The sequence below is a fragment of the Paenibacillus polymyxa genome, assembly GCF_018614975.1.
GTDB lineage: Bacteria > Bacillota > Bacilli > Paenibacillales > Paenibacillaceae > Paenibacillus > Paenibacillus polymyxa_E.
The window spans coordinates 559,741-580,624 of the sequence record NZ_JAGGNR010000008.1 but is presented as its reverse complement, the minus strand read 5'-3'; the positions used below and the strand labels follow the sequence as shown (position 1 = coordinate 580,624).

The following is a 20,884-nucleotide window of genomic DNA, read 5'->3' as shown; positions in this document are numbered from 1 at the left end:
GTTTTCATTTCCCTTCAGTCTGTCCACGTTGTTTGCTAACGATATGTTCCGCAATGTACCGTCCATGCCAGCGACCGGATTCAATAAAGACTTCATTGGCATTACGACCCGAAGCGATGACTCCACCCACATATACACCAGGTACGCTGCTTTCCATCGTTTGTGCGTCATATAGAGGTTTATCCATATCATCAGACATTTCCACACCTACCGAAGTAAGTAGTTGACGATCCGGACGAAAACCGGTCATGGCCAGAACAAAGTCATTATCCAGTTCACGAGTGGAACCATCCGTGTGTATGAGACGAATCGAATCATCCAGTATTTCATTCACGCGTGATTCCAGGTGCAGTGTAATACGGCCTTTTGCCACCATGCTCTCGAATAGCGGACGTACCCATGGTTTAATATGCTGGGAAAGACCACTGCCGCGATAAACCATATCAATATGCGCTCCGACCCGAACCAGTTCCATGGCCGCGTCAACGGCTGAGTTGCTTCCGCCAATAATGGCGACACGTGTACGGGTATAAGGGTGGGCTTCCCGGAAATAGTGGGTTACTTTATCTTTATCTTCTCCAGGGATGCCCAGATAGTTAGGATGGTCAAAATAACCGGTAGCTACAACTACATTGCGTCCAACATGTACGATGGCCTCCCCGCGGCGATTGAGCGTATGTACCTCAAACATGCCATCATCCTTGCGTTTAATTTCACGGGCTTCCTCATAGTTATGAACACGCAGACCAAAATGTTCGGCTACCCTGCGATAATAGGCAAGTGCTTCATAACGAAACGGTTTATCATTAGGTGTGCTGAACGGAACGTTTCCGATCTCAAGCAGCGGGGCTGTGCTGAAAAACTGCATATGGGTTGGATACAGATAAATAGATTGAACGATATTGTATTTCTCAACGATCACAGCGGACAGTCCCAGCCGCTCACATTCAATGGCAGCAGACAGACCGCATGGGCCTCCGCCGATAATAATGACATCTTCCATGTTCTTAATCCTCCTTATTTCAAGCAATATAATCCTACCGTAAATAACGAGCCAATGCCAGTTCAAGCGTGAGTATAAATTAGACAAGCTTACTTGAATCCAAAGGAGTTGACGTGGAGAGGAGAAAAGACTAATATCAAATTAGATATCTATCTAAATGAAAGCGAGATGAACGATGATGCAGCTGGAGAAAATTGTGGCTTATCATAAAGCGTTGGCTGACCCGACCCGGCTTCGCATGCTGCTGTTGCTGGCACAGGGTGAACTGCACGGACAGGCACTTGCCGAGCGGCTGAATCTGTCACAGCCAACCGTGACACATCATGCATCCAAGCTGAGAGAGGCAGCGCTGATCAAGGAACGACGGGAGAAAAATACAGTGTATTTCACACTTAATCCTTCGTTTATCCGCGAGAATGCACAGGCTTCGGTTGATTTTATCTTCAAGCGAGAGGAGGTTGCGGATATGAGTGATGTGAATGAAACGTTGAAAGCGTCGGTCATGAGAAATTTTTTCTCCAAAGATGGGCGACTGCGTCAGATTCCGGCTCAATACAAGAAAAAACTGATTGTACTTGGTCATCTGGTCGAGCAGCTTGAATTTGGTCGGAAGTATACGGAGAAAGAAATCAATACATTTATAAAGCAATACCATGAAGACTTTGCAACGATTCGGCGAGAATTTATCATGCATCAGTTCATGTATCGGGAAGAGGAGATCTATGAATTGAATCCGAAGGAAATGTGGACACGCTGGGATCAGGTCAAATAGAACAGACAAGTGAAAATAATTCGGGCTTGACAACTGCAAAGCGCAGTGTGTAACATAATGGATAATTCTACAAGGGAGGCGATTGTTTATGACAAACTTAAATGCAGTATACGTTAATTTGAATATGAACAGCGTCTCCGGAACGGATCAAAGCATGTAATTTTGCGTTAGCTGGATAGCAGTATCCATTGAAACGTGAAGTATCGCATGCTCAGATGAAGCCACGGGTGACGCACCCGTGGCTTTTTTGTTTGCCGATAAAAGGGTGTTCCTGAATAGTTTATATCGGATGGTTAAGTATTCTATCCGGTAGATCTACGAGAAGGGATAATCTTTGATTCGGCTAACTTCTTATTGCCGCGGGTGTATTTCTACTCGTGGTTTTTTGTATTGATCTGAACCGGAGATAATTGTTCACTCGGCTTGAACGAAGTAAACAAAATTTATCTTGGGAGGAATTTTTATTTTAGATAACCACATTGAGAAGTACGGCTGGTCTGCAAAGTGGCAGGAACTGTGGCAAGAGACAGGGATGGAAGAGCAGGAGAAAAAGCCAGCCAGAATTATCGCAGACCATGGACATTTGCAACGTCTGATTACAGAAGAGGGCGAATGCTGGGGAAGAGTTTCGGGCCGAATGCGTCATGATAGTCTGGAGACCAGCTTGGTACCAGCGGTTGGAGATTGGGTAGCGATTACAGGTCAGGCAGGTGAAGAAGCCATTATTCACAATCTCGTGCCACGTCGGAGCAGAGTATCGAGACAGGCGGCAGGTCCAGTGACCAAGGAACAATTAATCGCCGCAAACGTAGATACACTGTTAATCGTGGCTGCACTTAATCATGATTTCAACCTTAGACGACTTGAAAGATACGTGATGATGGCCTGGAATGGTGGCGTAAGGCCAGTCATTGTCTTGAGCAAAAGTGATCTGTGCAACAATGTTGAAGAACAGATCCGAAGTGTAGAAGGAATCGCTCCAGGTGTCGAAGTGCTTGCGATATCTGCAGTGGAGGGTCAAGGGAAATCCTTACTGGAACGATATTTGCAGCCGGGATTGACCGTTGCGCTCACGGGATCTTCTGGCAGTGGCAAGTCTACGCTGGTGAACTGGATGATGGGTGAGGATGTGCAGCTTACACAATCCGTCCGCGAGGGAGACAGTCGTGGGAGACATACGACAACACACCGGGAGATGTTTGTACTTCCACAGGGAGCCGTATTGATCGATACTCCAGGAATGCGCGAGCTTAACCTCTGGGATGAGGGCAATGATGGGCTGTCGCATGCGTTTGGAGAAATTGAAGAACTTGCCGCCATGTGCAGATTTCTGGATTGCAGCCATACACGTGAAGCTGGATGTGCAGTGAAAGAGGCCATACAGGATGGTTCATTGGATGAAAAAAGAATGAATAATTATCTGAAAATGCAGAAGGAATTGCAATATCAGCAACGTAAGGAAGAAGTGGCATCCAGAAGGCGTACCGCCTCCAGCAAACCGGTCAATAGTCGCAAACCCAAGCACTCCCGCAGTGTGAAAGAGTGGGAGGAAGCCTGAAATCAGGCGGGCATCATCCGGTATCTTGCATAAGATAGGTCAGGAGGGATGTCATTATGCCAGATTACAGGATTATTGTAGATCTGTCTGACCACATGTTATATCTTCTGGATGGCAATCAGGTGATTAAGGGTTATCCCGTAGCCACCGGCAAGATGCTCACGCAGACTCCAAGCGGAGAGTTCACTATTATTAACAAACAATCGAATCCAGGTGGGCCATTTGGCGTGTTCTGGATGGGACTGTCTGCTCCCCATTATGGGATACACGGAACCAATGAGCCTTGGTCTATTGGCAAATCCGTCTCCCATGGTTGTATACGCATGTACAACTCGGATGTACTGGATCTGTCTTCAAAGGTATCTGTAGGCACGAGAGTGACGATCCGGCCGTAGGGCCGGATTTTACTTTATAAGAGGTAGTTCATAATGGATGAATTTGGAATTATAGAAAGAAGAACATATAATATGGTAAAGCTATGGCAGTTACGAGAGAAAGTGAGTGATAGCTATGCTGATCAGGCCGGCGCGTGAAGGGGATGCGAAAGGGATAGCCCATGTACATACGGAGAGTTGGAAAACAACGTATCGGGGAATTGTGCCTGACGATTTTTTGGATCATTTGACTATAGAATCAAGATTGTCCCAGTGGGAGAAGACCATTCGTTCTGGCGAAAAGGATCAGATCCTGGTGGTAGCTGAACAGGATCATGGGAACATTGTCGGATTTGCTTGTGGGGGTAAGGAGCGTGAAGGCGAATTATCTTATGATGGAGAGTTGTACGCTATTTATTTGCTGAAGGAAGTGCAACAAACGGGGATAGGTCAGCAACTGGCAACACATGTGGTTCATCATCTCCAAACCCACAATATGAAACGTTTGATCATATGGGCTTTGGAGCGTAATTCAGCATGCCGCTTCTATGAAAAGATGGGAGGCACTCCAGTTCAGACACAGTCCATCCGTATTGGTGGTCAAGATCTGATCGAAGTTGGCTACGGATGGGAAGACTTGAGCCTCTTTGGAGGCAAGAGCCTGCCCGACTGATGAAAGACGTGCAGATGACGATAGAATACTGTGGGTTGTATTGTTTTCTTAAGCCCCTTGCAAAGAGAACCGTGTGGTTCGAGAACCGAAGGGAGTGATTGGGGTTATTGGGCCATGGAACTTCCCTTTGCATCTATGCCTTCGATCTGTAGCTCCAGCAATTGCTCTTGGTAATGGTGTGGTGATTAAACCAGCATCGGACACTCCGATTACGGCAGGCTGGCTCATTGCCGATTTGTTTGAACAGGCTGGTCTGCCTGAGGGCGTGCTGAATGTCGTTGCTGGAAGTGGCAGCGAGATCGGGGATTACTTTGTCGCTCATCCGGTTCCCAAAGTGATTTCATTTACGGGTTCCACAGAAGTTGGACAGGGGATCGGTAAACTGGCGGGTGAACATTTAAAAGAAACGGCACTGGAACTAGGCGGCAACAACGCGATGGTTGTGCTGGAAGATGCTGACACTGAACGTGCTGCTGATGCGGCGGTCTTTGGCAAGTTTCCGCATCAGGGTCAGATCTGCATGGCTCTGAATCGTTTCATAGTGCATGCCGATATTTACGACCAATTCGTCGAATCATTTGTTGCCAAAACGAAGAATGTCCAGGCAGGTGATCCGGCGGATGCCAAAACACTCGTGGGTCCTCTCATTCGGGAAAAAGAGGTAGAACGATTGTTGGAGCTTGTGCACAAAACCAAGGCCGAAGGGGCACGGTTATTGCTCGGGGGGACCAGTAAAGGCAGTGTGCTGTCTCCTACTGTACTTGCCGATGTTAAACCTGAACAGGATATCGTACAGCAGGAATTGTTTGGCCCAGTGGCAGTGATCATGAAGGCTCATGATGAGCAGGAAGCTGTACGTTTGGCAAATGATACGCCTTATGGACTTAGTGGTTCCGTATTTACCAAAGATCTGAATCGAGGATATCAGGTTGCCCAGCGCATTGAATCTGGTATGGTGCATGTGAATGATCAGTCTGTGAACGATGAAGCACATGTGATGTTTGGCGGTGAAAAAGCTTCAGGGATTGGACGTTTCGGTGGGGTTTGGGCCATTGAGAAGTTTACACGTACTCGTTGGATCAGCATTCAGCATCAATATCGGGAATATCCGGGAGTGAACCAAGTCGAAAAAGGGTGAACTAGCAGGTTCATTTTATAAATGATTAGAATGGTTACAAAAAGATCGACAAATCATGCGAAAGTCCATCTCCAGCTTGGTGGGACGGGCTTTTTGCACAATTGTACACCTCAGCAAAATACGGCTTAATATAAGTGTGGAAAAGCTGTTTGGGGCTGACGCTATCTGGTTATTTATGGATACACGGGAGAATCGATCCGTAAATCCAACGGCAAAGGGGCTTTAAATTCATGTCCATTGACCGCTTTATTCTGAGGAAACTGAATACCTGTCAGGAAGAACATACACGTGCCAATTTGGTTCGGCTGTTTGTCATTCGTATTCGTAAAGCCGAGATTGCGGAAGAACATGATGCCGCCTATGTCCTGAGCAAACTGCATTGAGTGATGGCTGATAACAATTGCGATCCGCTGTTAACGTGTATACAACTCAAAAAAGGAAGCTTGTCTTTAGCGACAGCTTCCTTTTTCATGTCTTGTAATGAATGTGTCTTGGGTAACTCCTTTTAGTATAAGGATAAAGCAAGGGAGTCGTTTTCACTTCGACTGTGGAGAATGGCTTCTCCATTGACAATCTCAATACTAATCAAAGAATGCAGACATTTTTGAATGGCGCGTTTACCGTTGCTAATTTTATGCTCTAGAGCACTGCTAAGCAATCTTAATGTCTTCTGCATAGGTTGTTTGTTTTCTTGATTAAAATATACAGGGATTGATTTGTTTTGAAAGGTTATTAGGGTTCTCACTTGAAATCACCTCACGGTTGTTATTTCATACAGGTAATATTAAATTCCAATGCTTAAAATTACCTTAAAATCAGCTTATGAAAACATAAAGGTGGGTAATGTTTGAAAAGTGTTCACAATTCAATTGTGAGCGAAGGAATAAAAGTCCTGAAAAACGAAACTTAATTACCATTTAAATGGAACAAAAAACAAAAGGTTTCGTAACCTCGCAATATTTAATTGTAGAACTGCCACGAAAGTTCTGAGTCGAATGTACGATATTTTAATATTTACGTGGGTCATATGTAACAAAATTACAGGTGGTACATTGCAAACAAGGTGTTTATGTAAGAAAATAAGGTTGATATACCGATTCATTCTCTTTTTTTTGATTTAATCTGACATTAGGACAATTTACATATGAGACCATGGGAGGGATTCGGATGATTCTAACCGTGTATTCCGGTCGCGAAGAAGGCGAATGGTTCGACATCGAGGTTCCGGACGAATGTACGATTGAACATTTGAAGACATTACTCGGCGTTCGCATTTTTGGACAGGCACCGGGAGACGGTATTCAGTACATCCTTGAAGCCAAGTTTCCGGAAGGTCTGTGGTTCTCTCCGCAGAACGCACAGCAGTTAATGGAAACAGGGCTGCGACAAGGCAGTTGCGTACGTGTCCAGCGGGCTTTTTCAACGACTTCGGAAGAAGCGCCTGTATATGGAAGACGTTCATTGTTTCAACAGGACAGCAACGAATAAGGCTTTTGAACGTATACATTCATTATTGAACGAACTAAGGAGGTCTTCTCTTCGTGAATGTGTTATATCAGCGTTCTCCAAGAATGACACCGGTTCTCAAGGAAGAGAGACTCGAAATACTCAGGCCTCCAACAGAACCGAGTAAACCCACGTTTTCCATGATATCCATTATTGTGCCGATCATGATGACCATGGTCAGCATTGGTTTCTATGTATATATCAATATGACCGGCAAAATGAACAACAGCAATTATATGATGTTTCAGATGATGACGGTCATGATGATGCTTACTTCTTACACCATTCCATTCTTCGTGTATCTGAGCAACAAGAAATCATATCGCAAAAAATTGGAAGAACGTAAAACCATGTATCTTGCCCAACTGGACAAACATCGGGAAGAACTGAAAGAAGCTCAGGCGGAGCAAGTGAAGAGCCTGTATGAAATCCATGGTGATCCGGGTGTATGCCTTCAAGTGGTGAAGAACCGGAACAGTTCCTTGTGGGAGCGTTCACCAGAGGATGATGATTTCCTTCAGGTACGCATTGGTACGGGAGAGATTCCATTCCGCATCAAACTTCAGGTTCCGCGGATTGATGGTTACGAGAAGGATGAGCTGATTGAAGCGGCCCATGAACTTGCGGCTGAATTCCAGACGGTACCGGATGCTTCCATTACATTGCCCTTGTTCCAATCAAAGGTTATGGGACTTGTCGGTGATCGGGAGGAAGTGCTTGCTTCCCTGCGAGTCATCATCTCACAACTGACGGTACGCCATTCCCCGGATGAACTGAAGCTTGCTGCTTTCTATGAAGAAAAGGACAGTAAGGAATGGGACTGGCTTCGCTGGATGCCCCATATCTGGGATGAAGACCAAGGACAACGCTATATGGCCGACAGGCACAGCGGTGCGCATCAATTGGCGGACAGCTTGTTTTCCGTGTTGAACCGGCGTCGTAACAATAAGGAAGACCGCTACAAGAAAAGTGTACAAACGCCATGTTACGTTGTGATTCTCTCCGATACGCAATTGATTGAAGAAGAACCGTTACTTCCACTGCTGCTGGAGTCGGCTCATGACATTGATGTATGCACCATCATACTGGCTAATCGCAAGGAGTCTCTACCGATGCATTGTCAGTTGATTATGGATGCCTCCAAAGGAAAAGGGGTGTATATCAAAAAAACGGAAGATGCGGATGTTATTCAACAAACGTACAAGCCTGATGTGATCTCGAAGGAGATGGCAGAGGCGCTTTCCCGTTATATGTCACCGATCCGGTTAAAGCGGTCATCTGCTTCGGATATCCCGCAAGTGCTTCCGTTATTCGATATGCTGAGCACGTCACGCGTGGAAGATCTGGATGTGGTGTCCAGGTGGGGACAGACGAGATATCCTGATACACTGCCCGTGCCAATGGGTGTACGAGCTGGTGGCAAAAAAATAGCGATAAACCTGCATGACAAAATTGAACGTCAGGGTCATGGTCCCCATGGTCTGATTGCAGGTACAACCGGTTCAGGTAAAAGTGAAGTTATCCAGTCCATCGTAGCTTCACTCGCTGCTGAATTCCATCCCCATGATTTGGCCTTCATGCTGATTGACTATAAAGGTGGCGGGATGTCCAATACATTTGTTGATCTGCCTCATGTGGTGGGTACGATCACCAATCTGGATGGGAATCTGATCGAGCGGGCGAATATCTCACTTCGTGCCGAACTGGTCAGAAGGCAAAAAATATTAAATGATGCGGGAAACCTCCAGCATATTGATGAATATTACAAGATTCTGCGTTCCAGACATGAACAGCCACTGCCACATCTGGTTATTATCATTGACGAGTTTGCTCAATTGAAGCGGGACCAGCCGGAGTTCATGGATGAATTGATCAGTATCGCAGCCATTGGCCGGACACTTGGAGTTCATCTAATTCTGGCAACCCAAAAGCCAGCCGGTGTTGTGGACGATAAAATATGGAGTAATTCCCGTTTTCGGATCTGCCTTCGCGTACAGAGTGAGGGAGATAGCAGGGACATGATCAAGATTCCAAATGCTGCCTGGATTACGAAGCCTGGTCGCGGATATTTCCAGGTTGGTAGTGATGAAGTGTTTGAAGAAATGCAATTCGCCTGGAGTGGTGCACCTTATAACCAGCAGGAGGATTCAACGACGGTATTGCCTGTTATGGAAGTGCGCCTGAACGGTAAGCGGGAGCCTCTGTTAACCGGAGAGCGCAGAGCCGTTCTCAAAGGTGAAGATGTTCCAAAACAGCTTCAGGTATTTATTGATTATGTTGCGCAGTCTGCAGCGGATGCAGGTATCCGTCGTTTGCCAGGACCATGGTTGCCACCTTTACCAGAGACACTGGAATGGGAAGGTCTTCAGAAATGGCAGGAAGAAGAGAATCGGGATCTGTTGCTTGATGGAGGGGCGAGTGGTCTGAAACCATTGGTTGGTTTGCTGGATGATCTTCCTAATCAGCGCCAACAACCGCTCGCATTGCCTGTGGATCAGGGTCATCTGGTCGTTTACGGCATGCCAGGACTAGGCAAAACAACATTTGTTCAGACCTTGCTTATGTCTCTGGCCCGTTCCCATAGAACTGAGCCTTGGCATGGTTACATTATCGACATGGGCCGCATGATGAAGGACTTTGCAGCACTACCTCAGATCGGTGGCGTGATGATGGCTGAAGAGGAAGACCGGATCAAGCGGTTATTCCGCTATATTCTCAAGCTGTCAGCACAACGCAAAGATATCATCTCGGAGGCGGGTGTTAAAACGATTTCGGCTTACCGCCGGACAGCTCACGCGGCTGTCCCGCAGGTTGTGGTGGTTATTGACGGGTATCTTTCATTCCGCAATGCCTATCCGGAAGAAAATGAGCTTCTGGAGACGATCCTGCGTGAAGGTGGAAGTCTGGGTATCACTTTTGTGCTTACTGCGAATCGGGTAACAGATGTATTTGAAAAATTCAGAAGTAATATTCCCAATGCGGTTTCATTTGAGTTATCCGATCCAAGTGATTATTATTATGCCGTGGGAAGACCTTCCAAGGCGCCAAGCCAACTTCCGCCAGGAAGAGGTCTGGTCAAAGGGCAAGTGCCTCCGTTAATGTTCCAGGCGGCATTACCTTCTTCAGGGGCAGATGAGGGCAAGCGTTCATCGGCACTGCGCCGTACGATTGCTGAGATTCGCCAAGGCTGGACAGGGGAAGAAGCGCCGCAGATTGCTCCGCTTCCGGAAGAAATCAAACTGAAGGATCTGCTCATTCGGACAGGATCATATGGTCAGGCTTGGGATACATCGTCTGTAACTGTCCCTGTGGGACTGCTTACGGATGATCTGGAACCCTTCCAGCTTAATCTGCGTGAAGGTCCGCATTTCATGGTGACGAGTCCGATGGAGGGCGGCAAAACGACATTTTTATTGACATGGATGTTATCACTGGCTTATCATGCTTCTCCGGAAGATGTACAGATATATACAGTAGATATGCGTTATGGTGCAGGTGGGCTGGGGGAAATCAGCAGTTTGCCTCATGTCCGTGGACATGTATCTCGAGAAGAACAGCTTGCACCTGTCATTCAACAGTTGTACGATGAAGTTCTGAAAAGAGGCGAGATTTCCGGTGGACCGGAACTTGTACTCGTTATCGATGATGCGGACACCTTGTCCAAGCAGCTAAACGATTTTAATGTAAAAGATCAATTGGGAGCGATTGTTCGTCAAGGAAGGGATCGTGGTGTACACGTGATTCTATCCGGGGTTCCGGCAGACTTCCCGACCTTTGGTTCTGACTGGGTAACGGATGTGAAGGCTTCCCAGAGCGGAATGCTATTCGGGACTTTAGACCCTAACGATCTCTCGTTCTTCCGTATACCTTATTCGGAATCCGGAGGTAGTTCAGGTGGGCTGAAGGTACTGCCTCCGGGTCAAGGTTATTATGTAAAACGTAAATATTCCAGGGTTAAAGGTGCAGTTCCATGTGATGATAGCTGGAAAATGACCGATTGGATTTCTGAAATTCGTGACCGATGGCATGTTGTAGTTTGAGGGGAGGTGGCTCATAATGTTGACGGTTCATGATTCTAAGCAAAAGGTAGTCACGTTGCAAACAAAGGAACTTTTTTTCCTGGCCGGCATTCTCGGTTCAGACCGACTGCTTGGTGTGGAAGATCCGTTTCGCGGCTATATGGCGGAGGATATCGCGATGGAGTGGGAGCGTGTCAAAACCTCCCTGCTTGACAAAGGATATCTGATTCAGGATCAAGATACCGATGAGCTGATCATGACACCGACCGTTTTCTCCAGGGTAGCCATTGCCGGATTGTCCGACAGAGCTTGTTGGATTCGCTACACGATCAACGGCAAGTCGTATGAGAGTTATATCCATTGCACGGATGAGCGGGTCGTTGAAGTTTCCCGTGTTGACGACGTACCGGACTCGTTCCGGCTCAGCGATCTGGGAAGTGTTCGTGAAGCCATTGATGTTCTGATAGAGCGGATGAAATGGAGCGGCCATTCTCCTGTGGAGAAACCGGCCTTAATGTGCTCCAAGAAAAAATTTTATGATGTCATGAATGAGCTCGAAAACAGCGGGGTACAGACCGTAGCAGAGGAACTTGAACAGGAGACAAGTGATCCTGAGGGCTCACTTGCACTGGCGCGCTGTCTGGTGGGTAAGGAGTCAGACGGGGAGCTTAGGTTGCTTGTATGGAATGAAGACGGGTGGAAGTCGCAGTCGGCAGCATTTGCTGCAAGTGCGGTATCCAACTGGTTGTTCCGGATGAGCACTGCGGCTTCAGATGATTGGCTTGTTGCAGCACTAACGACTAGAGAACAGTTTCACGAGATGCTGCTGGACTGGCTTAAACAGCCTGCAGGGGAAGAGGAAAGGTGATGGTAAATGCGCATTCGTGTGGAACCGGATGTGCTTCGGGCACTGAGCAAGCAGATTCAGTATGCAGCGGAGCAAATACAGCAAAAGATGACAGTGTTGGATCAGGCGATTCATTCGCTGGAGTGGGAGGTTGAATCCCGCGCAGCGGTGATGAATGAATGGAATCACAGTAAACGACTGGGCGAGGATGCGCTTCGTCGATTAATGGACTTAAGCGTACAGTTGGGACGCAAAGCGTTGTTATTCCAGCAGGCAGACATGGAGTATCGTTCCGTGCTGAGTCATGTGAACACAGCCTATGGTAATGCGGTCAATATGCTGAATGTTCTTCAGAATAATCGTACAGGAGAAATCATGCCTGCACATTCTGCAACTGTAGCTGTAGTATCCGATCCCCTTTCCGCAATGGCGGCCGTATATCGTGTAAAGGATGCCGCTCCGCCTGATGGCTCGCCGGCTACACTGGTGCAGGCCATGCAGCCTGAGCCTGTAGCATGGAGATTCACAGATCCTTCCTTTCGGGGAAGAAGAGGGACCGAGCCTGTGGTTTCCTGAACAGGGTGAATAAAAGTAACAGCAGAAAGTGAATATTTTTTTGTAAATAGGCTGTTAGGAGAAGTTTCAAGTGCTGAAAATGGGGTAAATAGGATTAGGTCCTTCGGCTTTTGTCCGATCGAACCTGGTATAGTACAATTTGAACAAGTCAAAATTTAATTGCACAAACCAAGGAGGAATTTACAAATGGCAGGACGTATTTTAGTTACCCCGGAGCAGCTTGATCAGGTTTCTAACCAATTCAAACAAAGCGGTGAGCAAAGTCAGCAAATCGTATCTACATTGACTCAATCCATCACAAGCATGGAAGGACAATGGGAAGGTATGACAAAACAACGCTTCTTCCAGGAGTTCCAAGAAGCTAGCAAACAAATGCAATCATTCGTTCAAACGCTGAACAGCATCAGCACTGAACTTACAGCTATTGCTAACAAATTCCGTACAGCTGACCAAGCTCGTTAATCTGCTTTACATAAATCAGGCGGATGTGAAGTCTGAATTCGTCCTGAATCAGGTGGATAGCAAGCTGAAGATGTACAACTACAGCAAAAACCGGGCGTTGTCACAACACCCGGTTTTTGCTGCAACTATGACACTAGGACAGAGAGAGGGATAAGCATGTCTTTTCAACCAAATCCCGGGGATGAAGTGGTGATTAACGACATTGCCTATACGATTGGGCAACATCCGGCTGCGCCGGGTCTGGCTTATGCCCAAGCCGGAAGGCAGGGGATTGTTTATCAGTTGATACCCCGCAATGGTTCCATTCATGGGGCCAAAGCACTAAAAGTATTTTTTCCTAAATTCCGTATTCCGGCTATGGTATATCAGTCTGAGCATATGGAGTCTTATAGTGAACTGCCAGGTTTGCAGGTATGCAAGCGTGATGTGCTCACTCCGGAAAGAAACGGAGCGCTCATTGGAAAACATCCCGATCTGTTATATGCGGTGTTGATGCCATGGGTGCAAGGTCAGACCTGGTTCGATGTGATCAGTGATCAGAGACAGTTGACGGCTGAGGAGAGCCTGAAGCTGGCCAGAGCGCTTGCAGGAACGGGTTCGGCTATGGAACAACGTGGACTGGCTCATTGCGATATGTCCGCTCCCAATGTAATGATTCCGTTTTTTTCCGAAGTGGAGAACCTGGGGAAGACGTCTGCGGTAGAACTTGTGGATGTCGAGCAGATGTACGGTTCCAAGATGGATCGTCCGGATGCCCTGCTTGCCGGGTCACCCGGTTATGCAGCCCATCGAACAGTGCACAGCGGTTTGTGGAGTTCATATGCTGACCGATTTGCCGGAGCTGTTATCATTGCTGAAATGTTAAGCTGGTCGGACCCTGTGATTGTAGAGAAGGCGTGGGGCGAAAGTTATTTTGACCAGCATGAAATGCAAACGGTGAGTGAACGTTATTATGCGATGCGGGAGTCCCTTGAGAAGCGTTGGGGTTCCAAACTGTCCGATCTGTTCATTCGAGCTTGGGAAAGTCACGATCTGAGCAGTTGTCCGACGTTTGGTGAGTGGTATGTTGCATTGGCTGCGGTAGACGTGGATCAGGCCAATGCGGCGGCTGTTGCGACATCGGAAGAAGAAGCTGCCAATCCGTCCGAAGCTGATGTGAATCTGAAAAAGAGTTCAGAACGAGTAAGTGAACCGGTGAATACGCAAGACGGGAACCGTCCCCAAACGCCGCACTCTCCCGATCAGGAAGCGGTTGTGAACCGTCTGTTCCTGCAAGCAAGAGCCCTGGAGGATGAAGATAAACCGGCTGCAGCACTGGAAGTGTACCGTTCGCTTTATCATTTCATTCCTCATAACAGCGCGATGCAGATGGAAGTGGAGGCTGCAATAAAGGAACTGGATGCAAAGCTTAATCCAAAAGAAGACACAGACAAGCCTGTACCTGTGCCATTCTACAGATCCAAAAAGTTCATGATTTCCTCCGCTGTGCTTATTGTATTGCTGGCAGGTGGTGTGCCAACGGTCAAGATACTCGCCGATCAGGCAGAGGTGAAGCAGAAAGAACAGCAGGAAGCCACACGACTGGCAGGTATCAAAGCTGCGGAAGAGGCTGAAGCAGCAAAGGCAGCTGCGCTCAAAAAGCAGGAAGAACAAGAGAAGCAAAAGGCCGCAGAGGCTGCAAAACTGGATGCAGAGGACAAGAAAAAGCTCGCTGAAGCCAAGCAGAAGGAAGCGGAAGCGAAGAAAAAAGAAGAAGAACGTAAGGCATTACAGGCCAAGTACGACAAACAGGCGAAATATGAGGCCTATCTGGTGAAGCAGGAACAGCAGAAAAAAGAAGCTGCCAAGAGAGCGCAGCAGGAGAAATACGATAAACAGGCAAAATATGAAGCTTATCTGGTCTGGAAAAAAGAGAATGATGCCAAGCTTGCAAGACAGGAAGCGGAGCGTAAAGCGGCAGCTGAGGTTAAACGTCAACAGGAGATTGCTCAGAAAGCCGCTCTGAAGAAAAAACGTGCCCAGAATGTGGTCACGCTGATTGCTCATTACAATAAAACGTATAACGCACAAAAAGGCAGAAAAATTGAAAATGCGGAATCGTATGCCCGTGATTTCAAAAATCTATACAATACCGATGCTGCTTATTTCAAAGGGGTCGGCAAAGTGGCCGCTCGAATGAGTGCCATTAACAAATTCCTGAGCAATAATAGCTACACGTTGCCTAACTTATAGTACATGTTCAAAAAGGACGGTTTTCAGTACCGAGAAGATGGGATGAAGCTAGAAATGGAGTAGCGGAGCGTAGGGAGAACTACGTGAGCAACGGACATTTCGGCTGAATTTCATATTCGATGCTGATGATGCCTACAGGCATCCATCGTAATCAAAAGCGGACTTTTTGAACAACTTCTTATAAATTAATGTGAATGATGGAGGTGACTCACCCTAGATGAACTACACGATTCAAGCATCACAGCGTACACCTGCACTTATTATATATTTAATTGATATTAGCGCCTCCATGAACATGGTTCTGGAAAATCGTCGACGGATTGACGTCGTTTATGATGCCTTATCTCTCGCGATCCGCCAAATGGTATTTCGGTCTACAAAGGGTAATCGTCTGACACCCCGTTATCGCATAGCCATATTGGCATACAGCGATGATGTATATGACTTGTTGAACGGAATCAAAGGGATTGACGAGATCGCTGCAGTTGGTTCGTTGCCTGACCTGACTCCGAGACGGTTTTCAGATTCTGCGAAGGCTTTCCTGCAGGCGGAAAAGATTCTACAGGCGGAAATTCCGAATATGCAGGACTGTCCTGCGCCACTTGTATGCCATATGACCGATGGGGTAGCCACAGGTGAAGATCCCGAGCCTATTGCCAAGAGAATCATGGGTATGAGTGTACCTGACGGCAATGTACTGGTGGAGAATATTTTTATATCGGATCATCTGCTGGAAGGGCCAATTGCTGAACCTAGAAGATGGAAGGGCATCTCTTCGGAAACAAATCTACAGGATGAGCATGGAGAGAAGCTGCGGAATATGTCATCCGTTCTGCCCGAAAGTTATCGGGAAATGCTTGTTGAAGCTGATTATTTGCTTGCACCCGGAGCACTCATGATGCTGCCAGGTACATGTGCAGAATTGGTATCAATCGGGTTCCAGATGTCCGCTGCTACACCTGTGAGATAGGAGGGGAATCATGAGAGCGATGCGTTTGGCAACAGTGTCTGCTGGAGATAAGGGGGGCCATGCCGAGCAGCGGCATGGCAACTTTCGCTATGTGAGTGTACAGACCGGGGAACAGCCGCTAACTCGCTATCAGGGCACATTCAAGTGCAGATATGGCTATGGTAGAGCGGCTGAGACGGTACATCAGGGAGATACCGGACAGGACTTTGCTGCGGTACGTATGAAAGGGAATATCTGCAATTTTGTTTTGTGTGATGGGGTAGGCATGAGTTACCTGGGCGATTTTGCAGCACGTTTTCTGGGGAATGCTTTGCTGGATTGGCTGGAAACGGCGCAATACCCGACAGAAGATGGTGTTGAGCGTCTTCTTCATGATCTGACCCTTCCTGCATCTAGGCAACTGGAGAAATTACAGCCACTGGAAAGTTCTCCTCTGTTGCTGCGTGAAGTGTTGATGGAAAAGCGAAGTCGGGGCAGTCAGGCCATGTATGTCTGTGGGCGGATCGAGCTCACGGGAGGTGGCCGCAAAAGTCGGGTGTGGCTTGCATGGCAAGGAGATTCCCGTATTCGCCTGTGGCGTAATGGCCAGGAACAGTCTGAATTATTTCAGACTCACTGCAAGACAAATGAGCGTTGGTCTACACTTGAAGGACCTGTTGGTGGTAAACCGCACATCTATGAGACAAAAGGTTCAGCAGGTGATTCGCTGCGGCTCCAGTTATATACGGATGGACTGAACGACCTGGATGCCATTCAAGCCTATGTCCCGGATGAACACATTCAGGTACTGCTGGATGCTACACATACCGGAGGTCTTGAAGATGATGCCGCTTTCATTGAGCTGGAATGGTGAGTGCCAGTTATAAAGTTGTGGACCGATCCTGATGTTGCTGTGACATTGCTGTAGATCAACGGTGAAAAAACTTGTTGGTGTTGATTTAAAAGACACTCTTTTTGGGTAATCTTGTGAAGAATTGACTTTGAGCTTGAACGTACATTCTTACATAATTGCTAAAATGAAGGAGTGGAATGGATAATGACACAACATAACGGCAAGTCACGGTTCCAAGGTAAGGTTGCGATTATTACCGGAGCAGGCTCCGGAATTGGGAAGGCCACTGCGGTCAAGCTGGCTAAAGAGGGTGCACATGTTGCGTTGTTTGATCTGGTCAATGATCGGATCTCGGAAACGGAAGCAGAGATTAATGCGCTGCACCCCGGTGCGGCAAGAGCATTTGATGTAGACATTTCCGACCCGGCACGTGTGGAAAAGGCTGTACTGGAAACCGTTGAGTTATTCGGCGGTTTGGATATTGTTTTTGCCAATGCGGGCATTAACGGTGTATCGGCACCCATTGAGGAAATTCAGGTTGAAGATTGGCAGCAGATTATTACAACCAACCTGAATGGTACATTTTTCACGATTAAATATGCATTGCCTCACGTGAAAAAACGGGGTGGCGGCAGTATCATCATCACGAGTTCAATCAATGGCAATCAACGCTTCTCAAGCTTTGGCATGTCGGCGTACAGCACGTCCAAGGCAGGACAGGTTGCTTTTGCCAAGATGGCTGCACTTGAGCTGGCGAAGTTCAAGATACGTGTGAACGTGATCTGCCCAGGAGCGATTGCGACAAATATCGATCAAAGTACGGTCAAAACGGATGATCTGCAACAGATCATTATTCCGATGGAGTTCCCGGAAGGACAGCAGCCGCTTGCGGACGGGCCGGGTCAGCCGGAACATGTTGCGGATCTGGTGAGCTTCCTCGCATCGTCCGAATCCAGACATATTACTGGAGCAGAGATCGTCATTGATGGAGCCGAATCATTGCTCAGCTAAGTGAGCATTCTGGATAAATTTCATTTTTACTAAGGCGTGTCTTAGGGTGTGTCTGCGATAGTCGTTCCTCTGGAACGGCTTTTTTTGTTATAATGCTAACATTCGAATAGAGATACTGAAGAGCAGTAGGGTACATTCATTAGGAGCGATCATATGCATATAGAGTTACCGATACAAGAGATTATTCCTGAGTTAAGGCAGTTATTTCGGGATCGAGATACAGGTGTGTTAATTGCAGAGCCAGGGGCGGGTAAAACAACTGTTGTACCTCTGGCTTTGTTGGAGGAGCCGTGGGTTGCGGGACGGAAAATCATAATGCTGGAACCCCGAAGGCTGGCTGCGCGTTCGGCTGCATCGAGACTGGCGGCTACGCTAGGGGAAAAAGCGGGTCAGACCGTAGGATATCGTGTACGCATGGATACCCGGGTGAGTCAGGGGACACGCATTGAAGTTGTGACGGAAGGCGTATTGACCCGGATGTTGCAGCAGGACCAGGGTCTTGAAGACACGGCGATGATTATATTCGATGAATTCCATGAGCGTCACCTACATGGGGACTTGGGCTTGGCTCTTGCATTGGAATCCCGAGCGATGTTACGTCCAGATCTGAAACTGTTGGTCATGTCGGCGACCCTTGATCCTGTTTCCGTCTGTGCATTGCTTGGTGAAGGTACAAAATCAATTCATTGTCCGGGACGCACTTTTCCGGTGGAAACACGATATGTGCCAAGACCGGCAGCTATGCAGTTGGAACAATTCACGGCTCAGACGGTGACCAAGGCATTAGCCGAACAGGAGGGGGACGTGCTTGTTTTTCTTCCTGGTGCAAGAGAGATACACCGTACAGAGCGGGAGTTATCGAATGGTTCTCTTCCTGCACATGTGAAAGTTCATTCCCTGTATGGCAGTATGCCGGTGGAACAACAGGATGAGGCCATACGCCCGGCGGCCGAGGGCACGCGCAAGGTGGTGCTCTCAACCTCCATTGCGGAATCCAGCCTCACACTAGCTGGAGTTAAGATTGTGGTAGACGCAGGGCTGAGTCGTGCATCGGCATTCTCGCCACGTACGGGCATGAGTCGGCTTGTCACCCTGCCGGTGTCCAAGGCGTCAGCCGATCAACGGCGGGGTCGTGCAGGGCGAATTGCCCCGGGGGTGTGTTACCGGCTATGGAGCGAAGAGGTTCACGGGGGACTGCCTGAGGCAGCTCGCCCGGAGATCACATCCGCGGATCTTGCGCCGCTGGCGCTGGAGCTTGCCGTCTGGGGTGTCCAGTCCCCAGCAGAGCTGCAATGGCTGGACACCCCGCCTGACGCCGCCTACGGCCAGGCACAGGCGCTGCTGCGCCAGCTGGGCGGCCTGGACGACGCAGGCCGCATCACGCCCTTCGGGCGGCGGATGAACACGCTTGGTGTTCATCCGCGACTGGCCAGCATGTTGCTCCGCGCGGCGGAGCTTGGGCTGGCCAGCTACGCCAGCATGCTGGCGGCACTGCTGCAGGAGCCTGCCGGCCTCCGCAGCAGTGGCAGTGCAGGCGCGGGCACGGACCTCCGCCCGCGCGTAGAGGCGCTGCTGACCGCGGACAGCAGCGGCATGCCGCAAGCGGCAGCGGCTGTCGCAGACGGCGCGGCCGTGCGGCGCATGCTCCAGGAGAGCCGCCAGCTGCGCTCGGCGCTCGGCCCGGCGGCCGATCCGGTAAGGCCGGATGAGGACAGCTGCGGATTGCTGCTGTCCTTCGCCTATCCGGACCGGATCGGGCAGCGCCGGGAGGACGGCCGCTACCTGCTGAGCAGCGGCCGCGGCGTACGGCTCGCAGCGACAGAATCGCTGAGCCGTTCAGCATATCTGGTCGCAGCCGAGGCAGACGACCAGGGCGCAGATGCTCGCATCCTGCTGGCTGCGCCGTTGCAGGAGCAGACATTGTTGCAGGCAGGTCAGCACTTGCTGCACAATGAAGTGCAAGTCGCCTGGGATTCCAATACCCGCAGCGTGCGGGCACATAAGAGACTTCGGATCGGAGCCCTTGTGATTAAAGAGAGCAGTATTGCACAGCCACCTGAAGATCAGGTGCTGGAAGCACTGTTAACCGGAATACGAATGGAAGGGCTGGATTGTCTGCCTTGGACAAAAACGTCCAAACAACTTGCGGACAGGCTGCGATTCCTGCATCTCCATCTGCCTGAGTGGCCTGACCTGATCGAAGATGATCTGACCGAAGAGTTGGCAGAACATCTTACCCCTTATCTGACAGGCATGCGATCGGCAGCCGACCTCAAGAGATTGTCGATGCAGGATGTATTACTGGGTGGATTAAGCTGGACGCAACGACAACAACTGGACGATGAAGCGCCGACGCATATACAGGTGCCCAGTGGCTCGCGTATTCCCGTGGACTACAGTCGTCCGGAGGACCCGGCGCTGGCGGTAAGATTACAGGAGATGTTTGGACAACAGGAGACACCGCGTATAGCGGGTGGGCGAGTTCCGTTGACCATCCACTTGTTATCGCCGGCTCAGCGACCTGTACAGGTCACACGAGACTTGGCGAATTTCTGGAGAGAGACGTACTTTGACGTCAAAAAAGATCTGAAAGGTCGTTATCCGAAGCACTACTGGCCGGATAATCCACTTGAAGCGGTCGCCACCCATCGGGCCAAACCACGGGGGAAATAGATGAATTATTTCGTTTTTTCAGAAATCAATGACACATGTCTGGAGCAGAACGTGAAGCGGGAGCGCTAACGAACTTGTGACGTCTTATTCAGCGATTTGAAGCGCCCACAGTAATCTAGGGAATCTGAAACACGCTATATTTGAATAACCAGCCATTTACAAGGGGTTTGTCAGGTGATTTTGGTAAATAACGTGTCTCATGTTCCTTACAAAATATAAAGAGGGCCTGAAGGCTAAA

General features: G+C 48.6%; 18 protein-coding genes. 16 read left to right on the top strand and 2 right to left on the bottom strand.

Annotated features, from left to right (window positions below):
* Positions 1-4 precede the first annotated feature (4 nt).
* Positions 5-1,003: a YpdA family putative bacillithiol disulfide reductase gene (locus tag J7E78_RS05975; RefSeq protein ID WP_215075379.1), complete on the bottom strand. Its 999-nt coding sequence runs from the start codon at positions 1,001-1,003 to the stop codon at positions 5-7.
* 178 nt (positions 1,004-1,181) lie between these two features.
* Here J7E78_RS05975 and J7E78_RS05970 point away from each other — a divergent pair, with 178 nt between their 5' ends.
* The 6 genes from J7E78_RS05970 (at position 1,182) to J7E78_RS05945 (ending at position 5,901) form a co-directional block, all read left to right on the top strand.
* Positions 1,182-1,775 carry a DUF2087 domain-containing protein gene (locus J7E78_RS05970; RefSeq protein WP_215075559.1) on the top strand — a complete coding sequence of 198 codons (594 nt, stop codon included), beginning with the start codon at positions 1,182-1,184 and terminating at the stop codon, positions 1,773-1,775.
* Between the two features lie 448 nt (positions 1,776-2,223).
* A complete protein-coding gene (gene rsgA / locus J7E78_RS05965) occupies positions 2,224-3,333 on the top strand; it encodes a ribosome small subunit-dependent GTPase A (protein ID WP_215075378.1) in 1,110 nt (369 codons plus the stop codon).
* Between the two features lie 56 nt (positions 3,334-3,389).
* Positions 3,390-3,728 carry a L,D-transpeptidase gene (locus J7E78_RS05960; protein WP_076208844.1) on the top strand — a complete coding sequence of 113 codons (339 nt, stop codon included), beginning with the start codon at positions 3,390-3,392 and terminating at the stop codon, positions 3,726-3,728.
* 115 nt (positions 3,729-3,843) lie between these two features.
* Positions 3,844-4,380 (top strand): GNAT family N-acetyltransferase, encoded by a 537-nt coding sequence (locus J7E78_RS05955; RefSeq protein ID WP_215075377.1) that lies wholly within the window; start codon positions 3,844-3,846, stop codon positions 4,378-4,380.
* 73 nt (positions 4,381-4,453) lie between these two features.
* Positions 4,454-5,518, top strand: coding sequence for an aldehyde dehydrogenase family protein (locus J7E78_RS05950; RefSeq protein ID WP_311516937.1), 1,065 nt, complete (start codon positions 4,454-4,456; stop codon positions 5,516-5,518).
* 230 nt (positions 5,519-5,748) lie between these two features.
* Positions 5,749-5,901: a hypothetical protein gene (locus tag J7E78_RS05945; protein WP_164783094.1), complete on the top strand. Its 153-nt coding sequence runs from the start codon at positions 5,749-5,751 to the stop codon at positions 5,899-5,901.
* Positions 5,902-6,023: 122 nt separating this feature from the next.
* Here the strand turns inward: J7E78_RS05945 and J7E78_RS29280 are convergent, their stop codons facing one another.
* Positions 6,024-6,263, bottom strand: coding sequence for a hypothetical protein (locus J7E78_RS29280; RefSeq protein WP_074094612.1), 240 nt, complete (start codon positions 6,261-6,263; stop codon positions 6,024-6,026).
* 422 nt (positions 6,264-6,685) lie between these two features.
* Between J7E78_RS29280 and J7E78_RS05940 the strand changes: the two genes are divergently transcribed.
* From J7E78_RS05940 to hrpB, 10 genes are all read left to right on the top strand, one after another.
* Complete coding sequence (locus J7E78_RS05940) at positions 6,686-7,006, top strand: hypothetical protein (protein WP_062833878.1); 321 nt, start codon at positions 6,686-6,688, stop codon at positions 7,004-7,006.
* Between the two features lie 53 nt (positions 7,007-7,059).
* Positions 7,060-11,064: a type VII secretion protein EssC gene (essC, locus tag J7E78_RS05935; RefSeq protein ID WP_215075376.1), complete on the top strand. Its 4,005-nt coding sequence runs from the start codon at positions 7,060-7,062 to the stop codon at positions 11,062-11,064.
* Between the two features lie 16 nt (positions 11,065-11,080).
* Positions 11,081-11,911: a hypothetical protein gene (locus tag J7E78_RS05930; RefSeq protein WP_215075375.1), complete on the top strand. Its 831-nt coding sequence runs from the start codon at positions 11,081-11,083 to the stop codon at positions 11,909-11,911.
* Between the two features lie 6 nt (positions 11,912-11,917).
* Positions 11,918-12,466 (top strand): WXG100 family type VII secretion target, encoded by a 549-nt coding sequence (locus J7E78_RS05925; protein ID WP_215075374.1) that lies wholly within the window; start codon positions 11,918-11,920, stop codon positions 12,464-12,466.
* 186 nt (positions 12,467-12,652) lie between these two features.
* Complete coding sequence (locus J7E78_RS05920) at positions 12,653-12,928, top strand: WXG100 family type VII secretion target (protein ID WP_215075373.1); 276 nt, start codon at positions 12,653-12,655, stop codon at positions 12,926-12,928.
* A 156-nt stretch (positions 12,929-13,084) separates the two neighbouring features.
* A complete protein-coding gene (locus tag J7E78_RS05915) occupies positions 13,085-15,160 on the top strand; it encodes a protein kinase family protein (protein ID WP_215075372.1) in 2,076 nt (691 codons plus the stop codon).
* A 217-nt stretch (positions 15,161-15,377) separates the two neighbouring features.
* Positions 15,378-16,130: a vWA domain-containing protein gene (locus J7E78_RS05910; RefSeq protein ID WP_017689069.1), complete on the top strand. Its 753-nt coding sequence runs from the start codon at positions 15,378-15,380 to the stop codon at positions 16,128-16,130.
* 10 nt (positions 16,131-16,140) lie between these two features.
* Positions 16,141-16,983, top strand: coding sequence for a hypothetical protein (locus J7E78_RS05905; RefSeq protein ID WP_215075371.1), 843 nt, complete (start codon positions 16,141-16,143; stop codon positions 16,981-16,983).
* 183 nt (positions 16,984-17,166) lie between these two features.
* On the top strand, positions 17,167-17,973 hold the full coding sequence (locus J7E78_RS05900) for an SDR family oxidoreductase (RefSeq protein WP_017689067.1): 807 nt from the start codon (positions 17,167-17,169) through the stop codon (positions 17,971-17,973).
* Between the two features lie 153 nt (positions 17,974-18,126).
* Positions 18,127-20,646, top strand: coding sequence for an ATP-dependent helicase HrpB (hrpB, locus tag J7E78_RS05895; RefSeq protein WP_215075370.1), 2,520 nt, complete (start codon positions 18,127-18,129; stop codon positions 20,644-20,646).
* Positions 20,647-20,884 lie beyond the last annotated feature (238 nt).